At 71.1% G+C, this 18,877-nt stretch carries 18 protein-coding genes; 9 read left to right on the plus strand and 9 right to left on the minus strand.

All coding sequences use genetic code 11. The annotated features are described in order from the left end of the window. Positions 1–8: 8 nt before the first annotated feature. Both NMK44_RS18695 and NMK44_RS18700 read left to right on the plus strand, forming a co-directional pair. Positions 9–260, plus strand: a complete 252-nt coding sequence (locus NMK44_RS18695) for an SCO4848 family membrane protein (protein WP_254744480.1) — start codon at positions 9–11, stop codon at positions 258–260. Positions 261–305: 45 nt separating this feature from the next. Continuing rightward, the gene (locus NMK44_RS18700) at positions 306–1,940 is read left to right on the plus strand and encodes a metallophosphoesterase (RefSeq protein WP_254744482.1); all 1,635 of its coding nucleotides are present in this window, start codon (positions 306–308) and stop codon (positions 1,938–1,940) included. On the opposite strand, the gene NMK44_RS18705 is transcribed toward NMK44_RS18700, so the two are convergent. The 3 genes from NMK44_RS18705 to NMK44_RS18715 all read right to left on the minus strand — a co-directional run bounded on the left by NMK44_RS18705 (position 1,906) and on the right by NMK44_RS18715 (position 5,763). Continuing rightward, positions 1,906–3,180: a VanZ family protein gene (locus tag NMK44_RS18705; protein ID WP_254744484.1), complete on the minus strand. Its 1,275-nt coding sequence runs from the start codon at positions 3,178–3,180 to the stop codon at positions 1,906–1,908. The two genes, NMK44_RS18700 and NMK44_RS18705, sit on opposite strands and share 35 nt — an antisense overlap. Positions 3,181–3,257: 77 nt before the next feature. After that, entirely contained in the window at positions 3,258–4,649 is a 1,392-nt protein-coding gene (locus NMK44_RS18710) for a serine/threonine-protein kinase (RefSeq protein WP_254744486.1), read from the minus strand. Positions 4,650–4,848: 199 nt separating this feature from the next. Continuing rightward, a complete protein-coding gene (locus NMK44_RS18715; protein ID WP_254744488.1) occupies positions 4,849–5,763 on the minus strand; it encodes a LysR family transcriptional regulator in 915 nt (304 codons plus the stop codon). Positions 5,764–5,915: 152 nt separating this feature from the next. Between NMK44_RS18715 and NMK44_RS18720 the strand changes: the two genes are divergently transcribed. Continuing rightward, complete coding sequence (locus NMK44_RS18720; protein ID WP_254744490.1) at positions 5,916–6,260, plus strand: putative quinol monooxygenase; 345 nt, start codon at positions 5,916–5,918, stop codon at positions 6,258–6,260. Then, positions 6,257–6,730: a group II truncated hemoglobin gene (locus NMK44_RS18725; RefSeq protein ID WP_254744492.1), complete on the plus strand. Its 474-nt coding sequence runs from the start codon at positions 6,257–6,259 to the stop codon at positions 6,728–6,730. Before NMK44_RS18720 ends, NMK44_RS18725 begins: the two co-directional genes overlap by 4 nt. A 94-nt stretch (positions 6,731–6,824) precedes the next feature. Here NMK44_RS18725 and NMK44_RS18730 read toward each other — a convergent pair whose 3' ends face one another. The 5 genes from NMK44_RS18730 to NMK44_RS18750 all read right to left on the minus strand — a co-directional run bounded on the left by NMK44_RS18730 (position 6,825) and on the right by NMK44_RS18750 (position 10,984). Beyond that, positions 6,825–7,598, minus strand: coding sequence for a succinate dehydrogenase iron-sulfur subunit (locus NMK44_RS18730; RefSeq protein ID WP_254744494.1), 774 nt, complete (start codon positions 7,596–7,598; stop codon positions 6,825–6,827). Continuing rightward, entirely contained in the window at positions 7,598–9,352 is a 1,755-nt protein-coding gene (gene sdhA / locus NMK44_RS18735; protein ID WP_254744497.1) for a succinate dehydrogenase flavoprotein subunit, read from the minus strand. Before sdhA ends, NMK44_RS18730 begins: the two co-directional genes overlap by 1 nt. A 24-nt stretch (positions 9,353–9,376) precedes the next feature. After that, positions 9,377–9,847, minus strand: a complete 471-nt coding sequence (locus NMK44_RS18740) for a succinate dehydrogenase hydrophobic membrane anchor subunit (RefSeq protein WP_254744499.1) — start codon at positions 9,845–9,847, stop codon at positions 9,377–9,379. A gap of 3 nt (positions 9,848–9,850) precedes the next feature. Then, entirely contained in the window at positions 9,851–10,231 is a 381-nt protein-coding gene (gene sdhC / locus NMK44_RS18745; protein WP_176182458.1) for a succinate dehydrogenase, cytochrome b556 subunit, read from the minus strand. Between the two features lie 135 nt (positions 10,232–10,366). Then, positions 10,367–10,984, minus strand: a complete 618-nt coding sequence (locus NMK44_RS18750; protein ID WP_374215296.1) for a 2-oxo-4-hydroxy-4-carboxy-5-ureidoimidazoline decarboxylase — start codon at positions 10,982–10,984, stop codon at positions 10,367–10,369. Between the two features lie 228 nt (positions 10,985–11,212). Between NMK44_RS18750 and NMK44_RS18755 the strand changes: the two genes are divergently transcribed. The 4 genes from NMK44_RS18755 (at position 11,213) to NMK44_RS18770 (ending at position 15,940) form a co-directional block, all read left to right on the plus strand. Next, complete coding sequence (locus tag NMK44_RS18755) at positions 11,213–12,820, plus strand: beta-N-acetylhexosaminidase (RefSeq protein ID WP_254744501.1); 1,608 nt, start codon at positions 11,213–11,215, stop codon at positions 12,818–12,820. 430 nt (positions 12,821–13,250) lie between these two features. Further along, entirely contained in the window at positions 13,251–14,105 is an 855-nt protein-coding gene (locus tag NMK44_RS18760; RefSeq protein ID WP_254744503.1) for a DUF4328 domain-containing protein, read from the plus strand. Between the two features lie 51 nt (positions 14,106–14,156). Next, entirely contained in the window at positions 14,157–14,840 is a 684-nt protein-coding gene (locus NMK44_RS18765) for an RNA polymerase sigma factor (RefSeq protein ID WP_254744505.1), read from the plus strand. Next, entirely contained in the window at positions 14,840–15,940 is a 1,101-nt protein-coding gene (locus tag NMK44_RS18770; protein ID WP_254744508.1) for a hypothetical protein, read from the plus strand. Before NMK44_RS18765 ends, NMK44_RS18770 begins: the two co-directional genes overlap by 1 nt. Before the next feature lie 251 nt (positions 15,941–16,191). On the opposite strand, the gene NMK44_RS18775 is transcribed toward NMK44_RS18770, so the two are convergent. Further along, complete coding sequence (locus NMK44_RS18775) at positions 16,192–17,088, minus strand: L,D-transpeptidase family protein (protein WP_374215297.1); 897 nt, start codon at positions 17,086–17,088, stop codon at positions 16,192–16,194. A gap of 154 nt (positions 17,089–17,242) precedes the next feature. On the opposite strand from NMK44_RS18775, the gene NMK44_RS18780 reads away from it, so the two are divergent. Next, positions 17,243–18,832, plus strand: coding sequence for an acyl-CoA mutase large subunit family protein (locus NMK44_RS18780; protein WP_254744512.1), 1,590 nt, complete (start codon positions 17,243–17,245; stop codon positions 18,830–18,832). Positions 18,833–18,877 lie beyond the last annotated feature (45 nt).

Here is an 18,877-nt window from a genome sequence, read left to right on the forward strand (position 1 = left end):
TGGAGACCATGAAGCTCAGCCGCCCCGTGTCCTGGTTCCTGCTCGCCTTCGGGGTCTGGAGCTGGGTCATCTGGTTCACCTTTGTCAAAAACCTCTGGAAGGACAGCAGCGGTCTCGCCTTCGACGACTCCGGCGACCCCACCGCGTACTTTTGGGTGCATCTGCTGCTCGCGATCACCTCGTTTCTCTTGGGGACGGCTATCGGAGTGATCGGGTTGCGTGGTCTGCGCGCTCTGCGCAGGAAGGACCCCGTGGAGTAGCCGTTTCGCTAGTCACTCTGGGCGGACAAAAGGGGATTAACCGGGATGGTCGTGCTCTTCGTCCTGATCGCACTGGCTGTCGTCGGACTGCTGGCCGGGGTGCACCGGTATCTGTGGGTGCGGCTGATCCGCGATACGACGGCCCTTGGCGGCCTCGCCCGCCGCGCGGGCACGGCGGCGGCCGTTGCGCTGCCGCTGACCACGGTGGGCGCGCTGGTCGCGGGCCGCGCCGGAGCGCCGTTCGCGCTCCAGCGCGTGCTGGCGTGGCCCGGCTACCTGTGGCTCGCGCTGCTCCTCTATCTGACGCTGGCCCTCCTGCTGGGCGAGGCCCTGCGCCCCCTGCTCCTCCGTGCCGCCCGGCCCCGTGCGGGTGGCCTGCCGGCCGGGGCGGCGGCATCGGGTACGCCCGGTGGCCCGGAGGGCCCGGGTGCTCTCCGTGATGTCCGAACGCCTCGCGTGCCGGACGCCGGGGCGGCGCCCTGCGGCTCTGGCGGTGGCGGTGAGCCGTCCGGTGAGCAGGGTCGCGCGGTCGCCAATGCGTCGGAGGCGGTGGCCGCTGCGGGCAGTCGTGATGCGGGTGGCCTGTCGGCCGGGGCGGCGGCATCGGGTACGGCCGGTGACCCCGGTGACCCCGGTGACCCCGGTGGTTCGGAGGGCTTGGGCGTTCCCCGTGGTGCCCGAGCGTCCCGCGTGCCGGACGCCGGGGTGGTGTCCGGTGAGCCCGGCGGCTCCGACGGTGTCGGTGAGGCGTCCGGCGGGTCCGGGGCGGCCGGTGCGGTGGATGCTCCGTCGGCGGTGGTGTCCGCCGACGACGGCGTTCCGGGCGGTCCCGAAGCCTCCGCGGCCGCCGGCGAGCAGTCGCGGCGGCTGTTCGTGGCGCGGGGGATCGCCGTGGGGGCCACTGCCGTCGCGGCGGGGACCGTGGCGTACGGCGCGGCCACCGTGTTCCGGGGGCCGCGCGTGAAGCGGGTGACCGTACCGCTGGCCAAGCTGCCCCGGCGGGCCCATGGGTTCCGGATCGCCGTCGTCAGCGATATCCACCTCGGACCGATCCTCGGGCGCGCCCACACCCGGCGGGTGGTGGAGACGATCAACCGCACCAACCCCGACCTCATCGCCGTCGTCGGCGACCTCGTGGACGGCAGCGTGGCGGATCTCGGGCCCGCCGCCGAGCCGCTGCGTGAACTCCGTTCCCGCCACGGCTCGTTCTTCGTCACCGGTAACCACGAGTACTTCTCCGGTGCCCGCCAATGGGTCGATCACGTACGGGAACTGGGGCTGCACCCCCTGGAGAACGCGCGCACCGAACTGCCCGGCTTCGACCTCGCCGGAGTGAACGACGTGGCGGGGGAGGACGAGGGCGAGGGGCCGGACTTCGAGCGGGCGCTCGGTGACCGCGATCGGTCGCGGGCCTCGGTACTGCTCGCGCACCAGCCCGTGGTGATCCACGACGCGGTGGACCACGGTGTGGACCTCCAGCTCTCCGGCCATACCCACGGGGGCCAGATGTGGCCCGGGGACCTGGTCGCGGCGCTCGCCAACCCCACCGTCGCCGGGCTGGAGCGGTACGGCGACACCCAGTTGTACGTCACCCGCGGAGCCGGGGCCTGGGGGCCGCCGGTGCGGGTCGGGGCGCCGCCGGACGTCACGGTCGTGGAACTGGCATCGCGTCACGCCTGACGGGGAGCGGGAGCGCGGACGACGGCCCTCCGGCCATCACCCCGGCTCCGGCCACCGGCTTCGCTCCGGGCTCCGCCCCCGCCGCCCGCGTATGCGGCAGCGCCCTCGTGCGGATCCCCGACAGCCGCTCGTGCGGGGCCAGTCCCTCCGGGTGCCGCAGGGTGCGCAGCCCGTGGCGCAGGGCCAGGGCGAGGACCGTCAGGGCCACGGCGTCGGCGCCGAGCGATGCGCGGGTGAGCGTGAACAGTTCGGTCAGCTCGGCCGTTCCGGGCAGTGATGATGTGGACAGCACTACTGCCGACGCCAGCGCCATCCCCATGAGCAGGGGCAGCGCCGCCGCCCCGACGAGCGCGGCGCGGACGGCCAGCCGTCCGGGGGTGAGCGGGCGGCCGTCGGCGGATTCCAGCCGCAGCAGCAACAGCCGCTTGCCCGGCGTCGCCCCCGTCCGCAGCGGGAGGACGACGAACCACAGCAGGAACACCCCGGCCAGCACCCACAGTTCGCGCTCGGCGTCCCCGTACGCGAACGTCTCGCTCACCACGGCCACCGCCACCAGGAACCCCGCCAGGTCGGCGATCAGGGCCACCAGCCGCCGTCCGAACGGCACCGGGCGCAGCGCCCGCGCCCGGCCGTCCAGGGTCTCCAGCGCGGGGAGCACCCGCAGGAGCGGACCGGCGAGCAGCCAGCCGAGTGCCGCGCCCGCGGTGTTGGTGAGCAGGTCGTCCACGTCGAAGAGCCGGTACGGGCAGTCGTAGAGGCCCCACACCCCGGAGTACTGGATCAGTTCGAAGAACAGCGAGGACGCCAGTCCGGCGGCGGTGGCGGCGCGCAGCCCGCAGCGCACGTGGTAGCGGAGGAACATCCCGAGCGGCACCAGGAGCGCCAGGTTGAGCAGGGCTCCGGCGACGGCGGGGTTCTGGAGGACCAGCGCGCCGGGGGTGACCTTGTGGTGCGCCTCCTTCCAGATGTCGGCGAAGGTGTTGCCGGGGACCACCTGGGGCCGGGAGAAGGCGCCGAACCGGGCGCACATGTCGGCCGACTGACGGGGCAGCGGAACGACGGTCATGCAGAAGGCGGTCAGCGCGTAGTACAGGAAGCCGTACAGCGACAGCGTCCGGCCCTGGGACATGACGCCGTGGCGCCGGTAGAGGACGACGGCGGTCGGCAGCAGGAGCACCAGGGCGAGCAGCGGGAAGACGGCGGCGGCCGTGGTGATCGGCAGGAGGTGCGCTTGAGGCATGCGCGGCACTATACGCCATGTGTATACACCGAATGTATAGCGGCTCATGGGCGGCCACCGCACCGGGGCGGTAGGGCTCAGTCCTCGGTCTCCGCGAAGGACTTGAGGAAGATTCCGAGCGCCCGCTCGTTCTCCGTGGAGTCCGCCTCGTCCGCCGGGGTCGTCCAGCGGATGGAGAAGCCGCGGCCGCCCCCGACGAGGAATCCGCGGCCGAACGTGCGGAACGGATCGCCGCCGACGGCGGAGGACCAGGTCATGTCCGCGGCCTTCCAGTCGCGGTAGTCCACCCTGCGGATGTCGTCGATCCGCTGGAAACCCGGGGTGAGTTTCTCCAGCGACGGCACCAGGCTCTCCCACACCTCCACGGGGTCGTCGTCCTCGGAGCCCCTGCCGAAGGTGACGACCAGGTCCCGGCCGTCGTCCTCGTCCTGGGGCGCGAACTTCACATGGAACCGCGAACCGCTCTCCACCCGCTTCCAGCCCTTGGGGATGTCGATGGAGAACCCCTCCTCCTCGGCGGTGAAGCGCACGAACGCCAAGGCGTCCTCGCGGTCACCGCCACCGCCACCGCCGCCCTTGCCGGGCGGCTTCGAGGGGGAGGCCGGGGCCGAGGGGCTCGCGGGGGCCGAGGGTTCGGCGGGGGAGGAGGGCGAGGGGGACGTGGAGGGGGTGGGCTCGCGCGGCAGGCTCGGCCGTGGCGCGTCCGGCGGTGACGCGCTGCGGGTGGGGGCGGTGGCGCGGTCGTCACCGCCCCCGGACAGCACGCCGGTCGAGGCGAGCGCCACCGCCGAGGCGACCGCCACCAGGGCGATTCCGGCCGCGATCGCCACCTTCGGCCGGCCTCTCCGACCCTCGAGCCGGTGGCCTCCGGGCCGCAGTGCCTCACAGGTGCCGTGCAGCCAGGGCAGCCATGCCGCGGTCCGTGTCTCGGCGGCCGGCCGGTCCCGCTCGAGGGCGCGCAACAGGGCCTGGCGGATCAGGGGTTCGGTCAGCCGCGCGGTGGGGTCGGCGCGCAGCAGCCCGTGGATCACCTGGGTGAGCGGTCCGGCCCTGGTCACGTCGAGCCCGCTCCAGTCGGGATGCGGCGGGTGGCCCTCGACCATGACGAAGAGGATCGCGCCCAGGGACCACAGGTCGGACTCCGGGGTCGCGCCGTCACCGCGGACCTGTTCGGGGGAGGCGAACGCGGGGTCGGTGACCGGGCGGGAGGCGGCCTTGCCGGTGGCGCCGAACCCGCTGAGAACGATCTCACCGTCGGGCAGAAGCAGCAGCCGCGCCGGATTGAGATCGCCGTGGGTGATGCCCTTGAGGTGGGCGGCGCCGATGACGTCGAGGAGGCTCAGACCGATCCCGGCCGCCCGGCCGGGCTCCAACCTGCCCTCGCGGTCGAGCAGTTCACTCAGCGGACGGCGGTCGGTATCGGGCCGTACGGCCTGCGTCCCGTGAACGGGCTGGTCCGCGCCGGTCATGGTCTCACCCCTTGCTCCGCACCCAACAGCTTTCCCCTAGGAGGTACGCCCAGGGATCGGCCCGTGCTCAATGGGAGACGGGACGAGTGCGGCCCGTGTCCGGAAAGGGGCAGTCGTCCTGGGCCGGAACGGAACGCGGAGGTTCCCGCGGAACGTGGGTACGACCAGGACGAGCAGGGGAGTCCTGGCAGGCGCCCGCTCAGCCGGAGGGGGGCGGCAGCCATGCATGGCGTTCACCGAGCAGCGCGAGGGCGTCGAGGAAGCGGTCGACCGCGGGATGTGAGGAATCGGCCCGCCAGACCGCCTCGATGGCCAGGCCGGCCCGGGGCTCGGCGAGCGGCACCAGCGCGATACCGCGCGGCAGATGGCGCACCAGGGAGGCCACCACCAGGTTCACGCCCCGGCCCGCGGCGATATGCGCCCAGGCGTTGGTGCCGGAGGCGGCCGGATCGAGCACCGGCTCGAACCCGGCCTCCCGGCACACCCCGACCACGGTGTCGTAGTACCCCGGGGACATCTCCCGGGGCCACAGCTGAAACGTCTCCTTCCGCAGCAGCGCCGGATCCACGGCCGGAGCCCCGGCCAACGGATGCGACTCGCTCACCGCGACCTTCAACTCCTCCCACCGCACGGTGCGCTGGACGATTCCGCGGGGCCGGGCGGTCGCGGGCGCGAGTGCCACATCGCAGCGCTCGTCCCGCAGCGCACCGCACACATCGGAGGCGAAGATCTCCCGCGTCTCCACCGTCAACTCGGGGCAGGTCTCGGCCAGATGGTCGACCAGCAGCGGCACCGTCTCATACACCGAGGTCAGGGTGTACGACACCCGCAGTCGCCCCGCCTCCCCGGCCGCCACCGCCCGGGCCCGCCGCCCGGCCCGCGCCGCGGCCGCGAGCACCTTGCGGCAGTCGGCCAGATACGCCGCTCCCGCGGGGGTGAGCTCGACGCGGCGCGAAGTGCGTTCCAGCAGCCGTACCCCGAGGCTCTGCTCAAGTGCCTTGATCTGCTGGCTGAGTGCCTGCTGCGCGACGAAGACATCATCGGCCGCGCGGGTGAAGTTGCGCCGCTCCGCGACGGCCACGAAATACCGCATCTGTCGCAGCTCGGGTTCCATGGGACCGCATGCTACGGCCGCTCCGTGTCTCCGGTACCACCCAACTCCCGTGACAAGCAAGGCTTGTGGACCGACAACAAGTTGCGCTTGTTGATCAACGTGGTCCGCTCCTAGCGTGACGGGGTCACACCCCACCGACGAAGGAGCAGGCTGTGACCGTCGAATACATCCGCTACCGCATCGAGGACCCCGAACGGCGCACCGCGTTCGAGGAGGCGTACACGGCCGCCGCCGAACAGCTCGACCGGTCCCCGGAGTGCCTGGCCTACGAGCTGGCGCACGGGGTGGAGGAGCCGGAGCGCTACATCCTGCGCATCGAGTGGACCTCGGTCGAGGACCATCTCCAGGGCTTCCGCGGCAGCCCGCTCTTCGGGCCCTTCCTCGACTCGGTCCGCCCCTTCATCGGCGACATCGAGGAGATGAAGCACTACGAGCGCACCGTGGTGGTCTCCGGGAAGAACGGGGACAACGGCAAGAACGAGAAGAAGACGCCATGACCGGCGCACGGGGGACCACGGGAGAGCCGTCCCTGTACGAGGCGGTGGGCGGACTGCCCGCGCTGCGGCGGCTCAGCAACGCCTTCTACGCCGAGGTCCTGGCCGACCCGCTGCTGGCGCCGGTCTTCGCGGACTTCACCGCCACCCACCGCGAGCACGTCGCCGTCTGGCTCGCCGAGGTGTTCGGCGGACCGGCCGCGTTCACCGAGGAGCACGGCGGCCACCAGGGACTGCTGCGCAGCCATGTGGGGCGGTCCATCACGCCTGAACAGCGCGACCGCTGGGTGGAGCTGATGAGCCGGGCGGTGGAGCGGGAGCTGCCGCCCGATCCTCGGCTGCGCCACCAGGTGACCGAGTACTTCCGGTGGGGCGCCGGGATCGCTCAGAGCGTGTCCGGGCAGCCCGCCGACGCGGATCTGGGGGACCCGGGTCCGACTCCGCGCTGGGGATGGGACGGCCTCCAGAAATAGACGGGTGCAGACGGAGCCCGGGAAACGGCGAGGGCCCCGCGCTCCGGGTGGAGTGCAGGGCCCTCGCCGTCTGCGTGGTGCGGGACCGCGGAGGTCAGAAGCGACGCGTGATCAGCGCGCGCTTCACCTCCTGGATGGCCTTGGTGACCTCGATACCGCGCGGGCAGGCCTCGGTGCAGTTGAAGGTGGTGCGGCAGCGCCAGACGCCGTCCTTGTCGTTCAGGATCTCCAGCCGCTGCTCACCGCCCTCGTCACGCGAGTCGAAGATGAAGCGGTGCGCGTTGACGATCGCCGCCGGGCCGAAGTACTGGCCGTCGTTCCAGAACACCGGGCACGAGGAGGTGCACGCGGCGCACAGGATGCACTTGGTGGTGTCGTCGAAGCGCTCGCGGTCCTCGGCGGACTGCCGGCGCTCGCGCGTCGGCTCATTGCCCGTCGTGATCAGGAAGGGCATCACATCGCGGTACGCCTGGAAGAACGGCTCCATGTCCACGACCAGGTCCTTGAGGACCGTCAGGCCCTTGATGGCCTCGACCGTGATGGGCTTCTCCGGGTTGATGTCCTTGATCAGCGTCTTGCAGGCCAGCCGGTTACGGCCGTTGATCCGCATGGCGTCGGAGCCGCAGATGCCGTGGGCGCAGGAACGGCGGAAGGTCAGGGTGCCGTCCAGATCCCACTTGATCTTGTGGAGACCGTCGAGGACGCGCTCCTTGGGATCGATCTCGAACTGGAAGTCCTCCCAGACCGCCTGGTCCGAGATCTCCGGGTTGAAGCGCCGGATCCGGAACGTGACCGTGATCAGGTGCGCGGCGGTGGCGTCACTCGCCCCCGGGGCCTCCGAGGACTTCTCAAGCGTGGGGGTGCTCATCAGTACTTACGCTCCATCGGCTGGTAGCGGGTCTGCACGACCGGCTTGTAGTCGAGGCGGATGGACTCCGAGCCGTCCGCGCCCACCTCGCGGTACGCCATGGTGTGACGCATGAAGTTGACGTCGTCGCGGTTCGGGTAGTCCTCGCGGTAGTGACCGCCGCGCGACTCCTTGCGAGCCAGTGCGGAGATCGCCATGACCTCGGCCAGGTCGAGCAGGTTGCCCAGCTCGATGGCCTCCAGCAGGTCGGTGTTGAACCGCTTGCCCTTGTCCTGGACGCTGCAGTTCTTGTAACGCGCGCGGAGGTGGCCGATCTCCTCGACGGCCTCCTTGAGCGTCTGCTCGGTCCGGAAGACCATGACGTTCTTGTCCATGGTCTCCTGGAGCGCCTTGCGGATCTCGGTGACCCGCTCGGTGCCGGTGGCGTCGCGCAGGTTCTCCACCTGGGCGTGGACCAGCCCGGCCGGGTCCTCCGGCAGCTCGACGAAGTCGGCCGTGGCGGCGTACTCCGCGGCGGCGATGCCCGCGCGGCGGCCGAAGACGTTGATGTCGAGCAGCGAGTTGGTGCCCAGGCGGTTGGCGCCGTGCACGGAGACGCAGGCCACCTCGCCCGCGGCGTAGAGGCCGGGGACGACGGTGTCGTTGTCCGACAGCACCTCGCCCTCGACGTTGGTGGGGATGCCGCCCATCGTGTAGTGCGCGGTGGGCTGGATCGGGATCGGGTCGGTGTACGGCTCGATGCCCAGGTAGGTCCGCGCGAACTCGGTGATGTCCGGCAGCTTGGCGTCGAGCTGCTCCGGCGGCAGGTGGGTGAGGTCCAGGAAGACGTGGTCGCCCTCCGGACCGCAGCCGCGGCCCTCGCGGATCTCGGTGTAGATGGAGCGCGAGACCACGTCACGCGAGGCGAGGTCCTTCATGACCGGCGCGTACTTCTCCATGAAGCGCTCGCCGTCCTTGTTGCGGAGGATGCCGCCCTCACCACGGGCGCCCTCCGTCAGCAGGATGCCCATGCGCCAGATACCGGTCGGGTGGAACTGGAAGAACTCCATGTCCTCCAGCGGCAGCCCGCGCCGGTAGGCGACCGCCTGGCCGTCACCGGTGAGGGTGTGGGCGTTGGAGGTCACCTTGAAGAACTTGCCGCAGCCGCCGGAGGCGAAGACCACGGACTTGGCCTGGAAGACGTGCAGCTCACCGGTGGCCAGCTCGTAGGCGACCACACCGGCGGTGCGCTTGACCCCGTCGACCTCGGCCATCAGCAGGTCCAGGACGTAGAACTCGTTGAAGAACTCCACGCCCTCCTTGACGCAGTTCTGGTACAGCGTCTGGAGGATCATGTGGCCGGTGCGGTCCGAGGCGTAGCAGGACCGGCGGACCGGGGCCTCGCCGTGGTTACGGCTGTGACCGCCGAAGCGGCGCTGGTCGATGGTGCCGTCCGGGGTCCGGTTGAACGGCAGGCCCATCTTCTCCAGGTCCAGGACCGAGTCGATGGCCTCCTTCGCCAGGATCTCGGCGGCGTCCTGGTCGACCAGGTAGTCGCCACCCTTGATCGTGTCGAAGGTGTGCCACTCCCAGTTGTCCTCCTCGACGTTCGCGAGGGCGGCGGCCATGCCGCCCTGGGCGGCGCCGGTGTGGGAGCGGGTCGGATAGAGCTTGGTGAGCACCGCCGTGCGGCTGCGCTTGGTCGACTCGATGGCCGCGCGCATACCGGCGCCGCCGGCGCCCACGATGACGGTGTCGTACTTGTGGATCTTCATATGTGGATACCTCAGCCCCGGGGCCTAGCGGATGTTCGGGTCGAAGGTGAAGATCACCAGAGTGCCGAGCACGATGGTGAATCCTGCCGCCGTGTAGAGCAGCGCCTTCAGCCACAGGCGGGTGTTGTCCCGCTCCGCGTAGTCGTTGATGACCGTGCGCAGACCGTTCGCGCCATGCAGCGTGGCGAGCCAGAGCATGATCAGGTCCCATGCCTGCCAGAACGGCGAGGCCCAGCGGCCCGCCACGAAGGCGAAGCCGATCTTGGAGACGCCGCCGTCGAGGACCAGCTGGATCAGCAGGTGGCCCAGGACCAGGACGACCAGCACGATGCCGGACAGGCGCATGAAGAGCCAGCCGTACATCTCGAAATTGGTGCGGGTCGCCTTGGGCGTCTTGCGGGTGCGGGCCCGCGGCGGCTCGATGACCGGCGCGGGGTGATCCACGTCGTACGCGCTGACCGCGTCGTTCGCGGGGGTGGTGGTCTCGGCGGACATGCGTCAGCTCCCGAACAGTTCGCGCAGCGTGTGCTGGAGGATCGGGTAGAAGGCCCCGGCCATCAGCACGACCCAGATACCGACGACGGACCAGAGCATCTGACGCTGGTACTTCGGGCCCTTGGACCAGAAGTCCACGGCGATGACGCGCAGACCATTGAGGGCGTGGAACAGGATGGCGGCGACGAGGCCGTACTCCATCAGGTTCACGATGGGATTTTTGTACGTCGCGACCACGTCGTCGTAGGCCTCGGGAGACACACGGACAAGCGAGGTGTCCAGGACGTGTACGAACAGGAAGAAGAAGATGAGGACGCCGGTGACTCGATGAGCCACCCAGGACCACATACCTTCCCGGCCGCGATACAGCGTTCCAGCCGGCACGGAAAACCCTCCGGAAGCGGGGATTGGGGCCTGCCGGCTTCACTGTCGGTCTGGCCCGGCCGGGTACGGTCCACCGGCCCTGGCCATCGTAGCGACGTGTTGTCGGTTCCTCCGCCCGGGGGTGCCCAGGTGTGATCAAAGAGGCACGTACGGCCGATCAGGGGGCCCGGAACCGCAGGATTCACGGCATACCTCGCGACCACGGGCAAGCCGGGCGAGGCGACCGCGGGCGATCCGCCGGAGCTCCTCGGCGGTGTTGGTCCGCTCCACCTCGCGCTCATTGCCCAGCCGGGTGCGGATCCCGGTGAGCAGCCGGTCCAGCATCGCGTCGGGGCCCAGGCCGTCCAGGCAGATCACGAAGGCATGGCCGAACTGGCGCTCGTACTCGGCGTGCGCGGCTCGTAGCGCGGTGTGAGCAGCCAGGGTGCCCAGGCTGTCGGCGGCCGGGAGCGGATGGCCGACCATCGACTCATCGGCCAGTGCCTCGTCCAGATCGGCGGTGGTGAGGTCGTAGCTGGCCTCGTCCCCGGCGGCGAGCAGCGCGTCCAGATCGGGGTACGGGCGGTGGCCGGCGATCAGCCGTGCCCAGCGGCGGCTGCCGCAGCAGGCGAGCAGCGCCTCCTCGGCCGCCTCGGCGGTGGCGGCGTTGAGCCGGTCGAGGCTGTGGACTGGGTCGCGGGACCTGGACCTGGACCTGGGCAGCGTGGGCTCCTTGGACGCGCGTGGCGGGGGCGCATGAGGCGAGCGGTTCAAGGGGGCGGCATGAGGTGTGGAGTGAGAAAGGACTGGAAGACGTAGAGGGCGTGACAGGGGTACATGAGGGGCCTGTGTTCGGGGTGTGAGCGACTCACGCTAACGATGTGAACAGGCCGGTGTGCCGCAGAGAGCGTAAATTCACCCGTACGGGGACGTTTTGTTGTGAGGAGTGGACGGCATGTCGAGGCGCGAGGCGGATTACGCCTGAAACAGGAGGTTTGCGCCATGGGAATGCCCCGGAGGATCACCAGGGCCGCATGCGTCCGCGGCACCGTCGCCGGTGCCGCCGCGACCTTCGTCCTGATAGCGCTCGGCTGTCAGCAGCCAGGCTCCTCCTCGTCCGAGGCCCCGTCCGGCACCCCGGCCGGGTCCCCCTCGGCCTCGGCGCCCGGCAAGGCGCCGTCCAACCCGCCCCGCACCATCCCCTCGGTCCGCGGATTCGACCCCGGGACGGGATCCGGCTGGCGGCCGGGCCGGGACAGCCGGGTGGTGGCCGACCTCAAGGGCCCGCTCGCCGATGAGGCCCGGATGATCGCCGATGAGCTCGGGATCAAGGCCGTGTCCGGCAAGCCGCACCGCGGCGATCTCTCCCTGGCGCTGAAACCCGGGCAGAGCGGTGGCTGCGAGGGCTACGCCCTGACCGTCAAGGACGGCAGCGCGCGGATCACCGGCGCCGCCGACGCCGGTGTCTTCTACGGCACCCGCACCGTGAAACAGGCGCTGCGCTCCGGTGACCGGGTGCCCGCGGGCGTGATCCACGACCGGCCCGGCCGTCCCCAGCGCGGACTCAACCTCGATATCGCCCGTAAGTTCTACACGGCCTCCTGGATCGAGGCCCGGCTGCGCGAGATGGCCGACCTCAAGCTCAATCAGCTCGGTCTGCACTTCTCGGACGACCAGGGGTTCCGCATCCAGAGCAGCAGCCACCCCGAGATCGTCTCCCAGCAGCATCTGACCAAGGCCGAGGTCCGCAGGATCGTCGCCCTCGCCCAGCGGCTGCACATCACCGTCATCCCCGAGATCGACTCGCCCGGCCACCTCGGCGCGGTCATCGCCGCCCACCCCGGCCTCCAGCTCCGCAACGCCTCCGGGACCAGCTTCGAGGGCGCGGTGGACATCTCCGATCCGGCTGCCGCGCGGATCGTGGACGAGCTGATGCGCGAGTATGCCCCGCTGTTCCCCGGCCGCTACTGGCACCTGGGCGCCGATGAGTACATGGCGCTCACCGTGAAGGACCCGCAGGCGTCGTTCCCGCAGCTTGCCCAGGCAGCCGAGCGGAAGTACGGATCCCAGGCGAAAGTCCAGGACCTGGCCACCGGCTGGCTGAACGACCGGGCGGCGGTCGCCCGTGAACTGGGCAAACAGCCCAAGGCGTGGAACGACGGCTTCTTCACCGGGGGCGTGGTCACCCCCGACCGCAGGATCGAGGTCGAGTACTGGACGGGGCGGCTGAAGTGGCCTGCCCGGCAGCCGGAGGAGTATCTGCGCGAGGGACGCGATCTGGTCAACCTCAACTCCGAGTACCTCTACTACGTCCTCGGTGAGCCCAACGGCTTCCTCTACCCCACGGGCGAACGTATCTACGAGGACTGGACGCCCGGGACCCTGCGGGGCACCAAGCCGGTCGCCGACAAGAAGCTGACCGGACCGGACCGGGTGCTCGGCGCACGCTTCGCGATCTGGTCCGACCACCCCGAGGCGCAGACCCAGGCGGAGGTCGCCCAGGGCATCAGACTGCCGCTCGCGGCGCTCGCCCAACGACTCTGGTATCCCGGAACACCGCCGCTGACCTGGGCCGACTTCAGCAAGCTGGCCGATCGGCTGGGCGTGTAGAGAGCACGGGAGACAGCAGGAGAAGGAAGGACGGCCGGGGCCGCCACCCCCCACAGGAGAGGCCCCGACCGCCGTCCAGCGCGGGCCCGCGTGGAGCCCTTACTCCCTACAGCGTCGCACGCCTCGAATGCGTCACACCTTTGGCGGGCATGAAACCCAGGGGGCCCGGAGCGCGTCCGGGGGCCCCTTCGGCTCTGGACGGGACCGGGCGGATGCCCGTAACGTGCAGGTCCGCGCTTTGGGCGCGGTCAATTGCTTATCTCGTACGTGGCCTGGTGCGGGCCACGTCCCCAGGGGGACTCACATGTATCCGTGCGGGAGCTGCCGCGCTGTCGCCGTCGGGCCCGACGGGCGCTGTGCCGCATGCGGAACGTTCCAGCAGCAGTACCAGCAGCCTCAGGCGCCCGGAGGTTATCCCGTCGCACCGGCGATGGGAATGCCCACCGGGGGCGTCGATCTGCGCCGCGGTCTCGCGACCACGCTCACCGTGCTGTTCGCGGTGGCGCTCCCCGCGCTCATTCTGGTGCTGGTGGCCCGCGGCGGCCAGTGGTCCGTCATCGGCGACATGCTCGACGGCGAGTCGGTCACCCGGAAGGACCTGGACGACGCGGATGACTTCTTCACGGGCGTCTGGGTCCTCTATGTGCTGCTCACCATCGCGCTCGCGGTGGTCTGGGCGGTCTGGTTCCGCAGGCTCCGGCTCAATGCCGAGGTCTTCGCACCCGGTGCGCACCGGTTCAGCCCCGGCTGGGCGGCGGGTGCCTGGTTCACCCCGGTGGTGAACCTGTGGTTCCCCAAGCAGATCGCCAACGACATCTGGCGCGCCAGCTCCCCGCAGGGTCCCCACGCGGCCAACCGCGGACTGCTCAACGGCTGGTGGGTCACCTGGATCGTCGCCATGGTCATGAACAGCATCGGCAGCATCCGCTACAGCGCCCTCCGCGGCAAGATCGAGAGTGACAGCTACTCCCCTTCTTTCTCGGAGGCGAAGGAAGACGTCGAAAGTCTGCATGACATCCTCGCCTTCGATATGTTCGCGCTCGTGGTCCTGATGGCAGCGGCGGTCCTGGGACTGCTGCTGGTCCGCCAGATCACCGCCATGCAGGAGCAGCGCGCGGCGCTGCCCCCGCAGGTGGGGCCGATGGGCGGGCCGGCACCCTACGGTGCGGGCGCGCCGTCGCCGTACGGTGTCCCGCCGCAGGGGCAGCCGCCGTACGGTGCGCCGCAGATGCCGCCGGGCCCTCCCGGTCCCGGCCAGCCGTACCCGCCGTACGGCCACGGCTGATCCATCGCCGGCGAGCGCGGACCTCAGAACCTCCGAGGGCAGGAAGAGAGCGTGCAGCAGGGGGACGACGCGGAACTGACCGCCGCGGTGCGTGCGGCGCAGGACGGGGACGAGACCGCCTTCCGGACCGTGTACCGGTCCGTGCACCCTCGCCTCCTCGGCTACGTACGCACCCTGGTCGGCGACGGTGACGCGGAGGACATCACCTCGGAGGCGTGGCTCCAGATAGCTCGCGACCTGCAACGTTTCAGTGGAGACGCGGACCGGTTCCGGGGCTGGGCGGCCCGGATAGCCCGCAACCGCGCGCTGGACCACATACGGATGCGCGGCCGCCGCCCCGCGATCGGCGGCGATGAGACGGAGCTGGCGACCCGGGCCTCGGAGGCGGACACCGCGGGCGAGGCCATGGAGGCCCTGGGCACCGGCCGGGCGCTCGGGCTGATCGCGCAGCTTCCGCAGGACCAGGCCGAGGCCGTGACACTGCGGGTGGTCCTCGGACTCGACGCGAAGAGCGCGGCCACGGTGCTCGGCAAGCGGCCCGGCGCGGTGCGTACCGCCGCCCACCGCGGACTGCGGCGGCTGGCCGATCTGATCGACCCCCGGGCGGGGGGTGATCCGGCCGTTCTGGACGGGGTTCCCGTGCAACGGGAGTCGTCCGGGGAGGCAACCAACTCGGGGGTAGCGAAGTCTGCGGGTGTGACGGATTCGTGCGCGCCAACGCAGAAGGACATGTGATGGCCGAAGACCACCGCTATAGCTGGCTGGATGACAGTGCCGCGGAGCGGTTGCTCAGCGGGGAACCGGTCGAGGGGCAGCAGAGTGTCACCGATGACCGGCATCAGCCGTGCGCCGAAGCGGAACGGTTGGCCGCCGTGCTCTCCGCCGTGGCCGAGGCGACCCGCCCGGTGACCGGACCCGGCGCGACCCCGCTGCCCGGGGAGGACGCGGCCGTGTCCGCCTTCCTCGCGGCCCGTGAGGAGTTCGCCGCGGCGGCCGCCGGAGCCGAAGGGTCCACCCCCGGACGTGAAGGTTTTGTGCGCGCGCTGCGCCGTGGCCGGTTCGGTGCCCGCCGCCAGGTGCGCGCGGGCATGGTGGCCGCGCTGGCGGGCTGTGCGCTCAGCGGTTTCGCGGTCGCGGCCGCGGCGGGTGTGCTGCCGACCCCGTTCACGGAGGGCGGCGGTCCGGCGCCCTCGGTGAGCATGCCGGGTGACGGGCCTTCGGCCAGTGACCCGGTTCAGCCCGAGATCTCCCGGGACCCCACCACACCGCAGCCCGGTCCGAGCGGGTCCACCGACAACGATGCCAGCGATCCGTCCGCCAACGGCGGCCAGGGATCCACCGCACCGGACGACAAGGACGGGCGCCGCGGCTCGGGCCGTGACAAGGGAGACAAGGGTCACCCCTCGGACGGTTCCGCGGGCGACGGGCGGCACACCGGGCCGTGGGCCCTCCGTGCCTGCCACCGCTATCTGTCCGCGGAGTACGGCGACGCCAGCGGGCTGGACCGCAGGGCGCTGTACAAGCTGAAGAAGTCCGCGGGCCGGACCACCCTCCACGGCTACTGCGTCCAGCTCCTGCTGGACAGCGGGGTGGAGCTGCCGCGCCATGACTCCGGCGGCAAGGACGACGGTGGTCAGGACGGCGACGGCGGCTCCGACGGTTCGGGCGACGGCGGCTCCGACGGGGATGGCTCCGGCGGTTCGGGCGGTTCCGGCGGGGGCGACGGCGGGTCCGGGGGCTCCGGCGGCCACGACCCCGAGCCGCCGCCCCCGACGCCGTCCGCACCGGCCGACACTCCGGCCGACACCGCCTCGGTGACCGGCGATCCGGTCTGACCGGACGCCGGGCGGCCGGCCGGTCCGACCGCAGGTTGAGCGCTCAAGATCTTAGGTGTGACGTTTTTTTCGACGGTGACGCTGTAAGAAACGGGCCGACTGGTCATCGGCCGCGCGAGAGCCGAGGTTCCCCCCGTACCGACGGCTCCGCGCATCCGGCGCGGGCGGGGCACGTTCCCCCGGCCCTGCCCGCGCCGCTCTCCCAGCTCTCCCGCCGGTCCTCCGCGAAGGACCTCCCCGAGGTCCTTCGCTCAGGAGAAGACCACGACCTTGTCCCCGGCCTTCACCTGGCCGAAGACCGAGGCGAGCTTCTTCTTGTCCCGGACGTTGACACAGCCGTGCGAGGCACCGGCGTAGCCACGGGCCGCGAAGTCGGCCGAATAGTGCACCGCCTGGCCGCCGCTGAAGAACATCGCGTACGGCATCGGGGTGTGGTAGATCGTCGAGACATGGTCCCGGCTCTTGAAGTTGACCTGGAACAGACCCTCCCGGGTCGGGGTGTACTGCGAGCCGAAGCGCACATCCATCGCGGAGACCACCCGCCCGTCCACCATCCAGGCCAGGGTGCGGCTGCTCTTGCTGATGCACAGCACCCGCCCGGTCAGACAGCGCCGGTCGGGCTCGGCCGGCGGCAGGGTGGTCGGCGGATACAGCTCGTCCCGCGCGGGCGGCCGGGTCCGGGAGCGCAGCGAGTCCAGGGTGCGCCGGTCCACCGAACCGGTGGCCACCAGACCGTGGCCGCGCTGGTAGGAGAGGACCGACGCCCGGGTGACCGAGCCGTAGTACCCGGTGGGATTGCGCCCGAACAGACCCAGTTGGCGCAGCCGCGCCTGGAGGTCCCGCACCCGCTCACCGCTGGTGCCCACCGCGATCACCACCGGGGCCGCCCGGGGCGCGGTGTCCCGCCGGGGCACATGGGCGGGCGGCCGCACCGGACGCGCCCGGGCCGGGGTGCGCTCGGCCTCCGGCCGGGGGGTGTGGGTGAAGGTGCGGTGCGGACGCGGGGCGTCCCGCGCGGGGGCGCTGGTACTCGTCCGGGCCTGGGGTCTGTCCTGGGGCCGTCCGTCCGTGGTCACCGACCCCGCCCTGCACCCCGCGAGGAGCGCCGTGGCCGTGGCCGTGGCGAGCGCGGCGCGGATCACCGGCATCCGGTGCATCTCATCCCCCCAGTCCACCCGGTCCACTGATATTTCGCCCGGGATGTTTCCCGGGGCTGCCGTCCGGCGAACATCGACGCATGCTGTGAAAGAGGGCCCGAACCGGGACAAGAGCCGGTATCAGCCACCAGGAAGGCGTGGAGCGATGGCGCGCGAGTCGGAGTCGGGTTTCCCCGTCGACCCGGTGTACGGACCCGGCGCGCTCACCGGCCGGGACCCGGACGCGCTGCTGGGCGAGCCCGGGGCGTACCCCTTCACCCGTGGGGTCTACCCGACGATGTACACCGGCCGCCCCTGGACCATGCGGCAGTACGCCGGGTTCGGCACCGCCACCGAGTCCAACGCCCGCTACCGCCGGCTGATCGAGCACGGCACCACCGGGCTCTCCGTCGCCTTCGACCTGCCGACCCAGATGGGGTACGACTCCGACGCCGAACTGGCCCACGGCGAGGTCGGCAAGGTGGGCGTGGCCATCGATTCGGTCGAGGACATGCGGGTGCTGTTCGACGGCATCCCGCTGGACCGGGTCTCCACCTCCATGACCATCAACGCGCCCGCCGCGCTGCTGCTGCTCCTCTACCAACTCGTGGCCGAGGAGCAGGGGGTGACGGGCGACCAGCTCACCGGCACGATCCAGAACGACGTGCTCAAGGAGTACATCGCGCGCGGGACCTACATCTTCCCGCCCGGGCCCTCGCTGCGGCTGGTCGCCGACACCTTCAAATACTGCCGGGCCGAGCTGCCCCGGTGGAACACGATCTCGATCTCCGGCTACCACATGGCCGAGGCCGGGGCCTCACCCGCGCAGGAGATCGCCTTCACCCTGGCCGACGGCATCGCGTACGTGCGCACGGCGGTGGCCGCGGGCATGGACGTCGACGACTTCGCGCCCCGGCTGTCGTTCTTCTTCGTCTCCCGCACCACCCTGCTGGAGGAGGTCGCCAAGTTCCGTGCCGCGCGGCGGATCTGGGCGCGGGTGATGCGGGAGGAGTTCGGCGCCCGGGACCCCAAGTCGCAGATGCTGCGCTTCCACACCCAGACCGCGGGGGTCCAGCTCACCGCGCAGCAGCCCGAGGTCAACCTGGTGCGGGTCGCGGTGCAGGGGCTCGCGGCCGTCCTCGGCGGCACCCAGTCGCTGCACACCAACGCCTTCGACGAGGCCATCGCGCTGCCCACGGACAAGTCCGCCCGGCTGGCGCTGCGCACCCAGCAGGTGCTGGCGTACGAGACGGATGTGACGGCCACCGTCGACCCGTTCGCGGGCTCGTACGCCGTCGAGGCGCTGACCGACGCGGTCGAGGCCGCCGCCCTGGACCTGATGCGGCGGGTGGAGGACCGGGGCGGTGCCGTGGCCGCCATCGAACAGGGCTTCCAGAAGGAGGAGATCGAGCGCAACGCCTATCGCATCGCACGGGAGCAGGACGACGGCGAGCGGGTGGTGGTGGGCGTCAACCGCTTCCGGCTGGAGGAGGAAGAGCCCTATCAGCCGCTGCGGGTGGACCCGGCGATCGAGGACCGGCAGCGCGAGCGGCTGGCGGGGCTGCGCGCCGGGCGCGACGGGGAGGCGGTCCGTACGGCGCTGGTGGCGCTGAAGAAGGCGGCGGAGAGCGAGCCGGGCACGGCCAATGTGCTCTATCCAATGAAGGACGCGCTGGCGGCACGGGCCACGCTGGGCGAGGTGTGTGACGCGTTGCGCGAAGTGTGGGGCACGTATGTGCCCGCTGATGCATTCTGAGCGGTCCGGGGTGCACGGACGGGAGTCCGGGTTCATGGACGGGAC

The sequence above is a fragment of the Streptomyces cucumeris genome (assembly GCF_024295805.1).
In the GTDB taxonomy this organism is placed as follows: Bacteria; Actinomycetota; Actinomycetes; order Streptomycetales; family Streptomycetaceae; genus Streptomyces; species Streptomyces cucumeris.

What these genes read in the sequence shown, in the direction of transcription:
- NMK44_RS18695 (WP_254744480.1), top strand. Translation starts at nt 9, where the DNA reads ATGAAGCTCAGCCGCCCCGTGTCCTGGTTCCTGCTCGCCTTCGGGGTC.
- NMK44_RS18700 (WP_254744482.1), top strand. Translation starts at nt 306, where the DNA reads ATGGTCGTGCTCTTCGTCCTGATCGCACTGGCTGTCGTCGGACTGCTG.
- NMK44_RS18705 (WP_254744484.1), bottom strand. Translation starts at nt 3,180, where the DNA reads ATGCCTCAAGCGCACCTCCTGCCGATCACCACGGCCGCCGCCGTCTTC.
- NMK44_RS18710 (WP_254744486.1), bottom strand. Translation starts at nt 4,649, where the DNA reads ATGACCGGCGCGGACCAGCCCGTTCACGGGACGCAGGCCGTACGGCCC.
- NMK44_RS18715 (WP_254744488.1), bottom strand. Translation starts at nt 5,763, where the DNA reads ATGGAACCCGAGCTGCGACAGATGCGGTATTTCGTGGCCGTCGCGGAG.
- NMK44_RS18725 (WP_254744492.1), top strand. Translation starts at nt 6,257, where the DNA reads ATGACCGGCGCACGGGGGACCACGGGAGAGCCGTCCCTGTACGAGGCG.
- NMK44_RS18730 (WP_254744494.1), bottom strand. Translation starts at nt 7,598, where the DNA reads ATGAGCACCCCCACGCTTGAGAAGTCCTCGGAGGCCCCGGGGGCGAGT.
- sdhA (WP_254744497.1), bottom strand. Translation starts at nt 9,352, where the DNA reads ATGAAGATCCACAAGTACGACACCGTCATCGTGGGCGCCGGCGGCGCC.
- NMK44_RS18740 (WP_254744499.1), bottom strand. Translation starts at nt 9,847, where the DNA reads ATGTCCGCCGAGACCACCACCCCCGCGAACGACGCGGTCAGCGCGTAC.
- NMK44_RS18755 (WP_254744501.1), top strand. Translation starts at nt 11,213, where the DNA reads ATGGGAATGCCCCGGAGGATCACCAGGGCCGCATGCGTCCGCGGCACC.
- NMK44_RS18760 (WP_254744503.1), top strand. Translation starts at nt 13,251, where the DNA reads ATGGGAATGCCCACCGGGGGCGTCGATCTGCGCCGCGGTCTCGCGACC.
- NMK44_RS18770 (WP_254744508.1), top strand. Translation starts at nt 14,840, where the DNA reads ATGGCCGAAGACCACCGCTATAGCTGGCTGGATGACAGTGCCGCGGAG.
- NMK44_RS18775 (WP_374215297.1), bottom strand. Translation starts at nt 17,088, where the DNA reads ATGCCGGTGATCCGCGCCGCGCTCGCCACGGCCACGGCCACGGCGCTC.
- NMK44_RS18780 (WP_254744512.1), top strand. Translation starts at nt 17,243, where the DNA reads ATGGCGCGCGAGTCGGAGTCGGGTTTCCCCGTCGACCCGGTGTACGGA.